At 77.6% G+C, this 2,354-nt stretch carries 2 protein-coding genes; both read right to left on the bottom strand.

Annotation, left to right across the window (positions count from 1 at the left end):
- Positions 1–959: mannose-6-phosphate isomerase, class I (gene manA / locus EF903_RS31695; RefSeq protein ID WP_125548416.1), on the bottom strand; the 959-nt coding region annotated here is incomplete at its 3' end.
- Positions 960–1,005: 46 nt separating this feature from the next.
- Positions 1,006–2,142 carry an SIS domain-containing protein gene (locus tag EF903_RS31690; RefSeq protein WP_125548415.1) on the bottom strand — a complete coding sequence of 379 codons (1,137 nt, stop codon included), beginning with the start codon at positions 2,140–2,142 and terminating at the stop codon, positions 1,006–1,008.
- Positions 2,143–2,354 lie beyond the last annotated feature (212 nt).

Genomic DNA, 2,354 nt, shown 5'->3' with positions numbered 1-2,354 from the left:
AGGCGGAACTCGTCGATGGGGGTGTCGTAGACCTCCTCGTCGCCGTCCTCGGGGCGCAGCAGCGCGGGGTCGCCGGGGTCGAACCGGACGATCCGCAGGAGTTCGGGCACGTCCACGTGTTTGGGGGTGAGTCCGGCGCGCAGGACGTTGTCGGAGTTGGCGAGGAGTTCGACGCCGAGGCCGTCGAGGTAGGCGTGCGGGACTCCGGCGCCGAGGAACATGGCCTCGCCGGGCTGGAGGCGGACGTGGTTGAGGAGCATGGCCGCGATGACGCCGGGGTCGCCGGGGAAGTGGTGGGCGAGGGTGGCGTACGGGGTGTAGGGGCCGCCGAGGCGTTCGGCGGCGGCCGCGGCCTCGGCGACCGTGCGGGCCGTCTCGGCGCGGTCCGCGGTCAGGACGGCGGTCAGCATCTCGCGCAGGGCCGCGTCCTCGGGGTGGGCGCGGAGCAGGTCGACGTACGGCGTGAGGGAGTCGACCTTCAGGCCGTCGAGCAGCGCGGCGGCCTCCCGCGGCGGGCGGAAGCCGCACAGCCCCTCGAAGGAGGTGATGGCGCAGACCATCTCCGGCTTGTGGTTGGGGTCCTTGTAGTTGCGGTGGGGGGCGTCGGCGGGGATGCCGCGCCGCTCTTCCTCCGCGTATCCGGCGCGGGCCTGCTCCAGGTCGGGGTGGACCTGGAGGGAGAGGGGCGCGCCGGCGGCGAGGATCTTGAAGAGGAAGGGCAGGCGGGGCCCGAACCTGGCGACGGCCGCGGCGCCGAGCTCCCGTTCGGGGTCGGCGGCGATGACGTCCGCGAGGGTGGTCTCGCCGGCGCCGCGGTCGAGGCGGGAGGGGGCGCCGGGGTGGGCGCCCATCCACAGTTCGGCCTGGGGTTCGCCGGTCGGCTCCACGCCGAGGAGCCCGGGGATCGCGGTGGGCGATCCCCAGGCGTAGGGGCGGATCGTGTTCGTCAGGCGGTCCATCTGCGTGCGTCTTCCCGGGAAGGACGGAGCGGGCGCGGTCGCGTGCTCACGCGTGTCCCCTGGCGGCCAGGGACAGGTAGGCGGTCGCGAAGTCCGTGACGGCGAGGAGTTCGGCGAGTTGCTCCAGCTCTCCGCCCTCCTCGGGTTCGATCTCGCTGATGGCCGTGTCGTGGCCGAGGGCCAGTTCGCGCGCGGCCGGGGCGGCGGAGAGGCCGCCGGCGGGCCGGTCGCGGAGCAGGACGACGCGGGCGCGCAGGGCGCCGGGTTCCTCGACGCGGTCGCGGAAGAAGTCGTCGGGGTCGGCGCCGGCGGCGAACGCTCCGGCGAGCAGGACGCCGTGGGCGGGGAGCGCCTCGGGGAGGTCGGCGGCGAGCGCGGGGCGGCCGGCGAGTTCGGCGAGGGTGGCGGCGAAGCGGCGGCCGGCCGGGGCGGCGGCGGCGCCTTCGGTCCAGATGAGCGGGAGGGTGTCGGCGAGTTCGGCGGCGAGCGTCTTGGCCGGGTTGGAGTAGGTGGCGATGGCGGGGCCGCAGCGCTCGGCGGTGCGGTCGAGGCGGTCGGCGACGCGCTGGAGGGCCTCGGGCGGGGCGGTGACCAGGCCGACCTTGTCGAGGAGCAGCAGCAGCGGGGTCAGCAGGGCCCACAGGGCGCCGGGTCCGGCGGCGGCAGCGGATTCGTCGTACTCCTGGTAGGGGGCGTTGGCCATCGGTACGAGGAGTCCGTGGGCGCCGGCGACGGCCTCGCCGAGGGGGGAGCGCTCGGGGGCGACGGCGACGACGGTGCAGCCGCGGCGGTAGGCCTGCTCGGCGAGGGCGGCGAGGCTGGGCTCGGTGCCGTCGGTGGTGGCGAGGAGCAGCAGGTCGACAGGGCCGGCCCAGCCGGGCAGGGTCCAGCGCAGGGCGCCGGAGGCGTGGGCGACGCCGGTGGGGTGCAGGCGGGTGACCGGGGCGGAGGGCGCGGCGAGGGCGCCGAGCAGGTCGGCGACGCCGGAGGCGGCGGTGCCGGGGCCGGCGATGAGGACGGCGCGGGGGCGGCCGTCGGGGCGGAGTTCGCCGAGGCCGGCCTCGGCGGAGTGCCGGGCGGCGGTGCGGACCCTGGCGCCGGCCTCGGCTGCGCCGCGGAGCAGGCCGCGGCGGTCGGCGCGGGCGAGCTCCTCGGGTGCGTCGAGGAGCGTCTCGTCGAGCATGGCGGCCTCCGGCTGGGTCGAAAGGGCGGGCGACTCGGGTGCTCGGCGCCCGGCGCTGCGACGGGCGCCCGGTACGCGAGGCCGCCGCCCTCTCGACCCAGCCGGCGGCCGCCATCCCCGACGAGACGGACCTCCACACACCCGCCGGGCCCCCCCACGCCGACCCCCGCGGACCGCCCCCCGGCCCCGCCCACCGCCGCGCCCGGGGCCGC

The sequence above is a fragment of the Streptomyces sp. WAC05292 genome (assembly GCF_003949955.1).
Taxonomy (GTDB): domain Bacteria; phylum Actinomycetota; class Actinomycetes; order Streptomycetales; family Streptomycetaceae; genus Streptomyces; species Streptomyces globosus.
This window is presented reverse-complemented; position numbering and strand designations above follow the sequence as displayed.